This window comes from Taklimakanibacter deserti, assembly GCA_003574785.1.
The window spans coordinates 1-752 of sequence record QORU01000051.1 but is presented as its reverse complement, the minus strand read 5'-3'; the positions used below and the strand labels follow the sequence as shown (position 1 = coordinate 752).

Genomic DNA, 752 nt, shown 5'->3' with positions numbered 1-752 from the left:
GAGAAACAAAAGCAATCTACAGGCACATTTCGCAGCCTGATTTGCTTTTTAGCCGTAAAGGGCTATGAGCGGTAACGCTCTGTTCGAGATAATTAGTGCTTTGCAAGTAAAAAGACGGTTAGCGATAAGCGTATTTTTCGCCTGATTATTATGTATTAGATAAAACAATGCGGAGTTTATAAAACAATGCCTAAAATTAAAACAGTACGTGGTGCTGCTAAGCGTTTCAAGAAAACAGCTTCAGGCGGTTTCAAACGTAAACAATCTCACTTACGTCATATTTTGACTAAGAAAACCACTAAACGTAAACGTCACTTACGCCACAAATCAATGGTAGCGAAAGCAGACCAAGTATTAGTAGTAGCGTGCTTACCATACGCATAAGCGTTGAGTCAAGTTAAAACGTACTTTAGTGAATTTTAGTTAATTATATACATTAGGAGATTTAATAATGGCTCGTGTAAAACGTGGTGTTATTGCAAGAGCACGCCATAAGAAAGTTCTTAAGGCTGCTAAAGGTTATTATGGTGCGCGTTCACGTGTTTATCGCGTTGCGTTCCAAGCTGTAATTAAAGCTGGTCAATATGCTTACCGTGACCGTCGTCAACGTAAACGTCAATTCCGTCAATTATGGATTGCACGTATCAACGCTGCAGCACGTCAAAACGGTTTATCTTACAGCAAATTCATCAACGGCTTGAAAAAAGCTTCTGTTGAAATCGACCGTAAGATTTTAGCTGACACCGCAGATC

Annotated in this window: 2 protein-coding genes; both read left to right on the top strand. The window is 39.5% G+C overall.

Annotation, left to right across the window (positions count from 1 at the left end):
- Positions 1–186 precede the first annotated feature (186 nt).
- Positions 187–384 (top strand): 50S ribosomal protein L35, encoded by a 198-nt coding sequence (gene rpmI, locus DS839_RS35860; protein WP_005596065.1) that lies wholly within the window; start codon positions 187–189, stop codon positions 382–384.
- Positions 385–451: 67 nt separating this feature from the next.
- Positions 452–752, top strand: a 301-nt coding sequence (gene rplT / locus DS839_RS35855) for a 50S ribosomal protein L20 (protein WP_119275353.1), incomplete at its 3' end; no start/stop codon positions are given.

Excerpts from the sequence above, each read along its gene's own strand:
- rpmI (WP_005596065.1), top strand. The coding sequence starts at position 187 with ATGCCTAAAATTAAAACAGTACGTGGTGCTGCTAAGCGTTTCAAGAAA.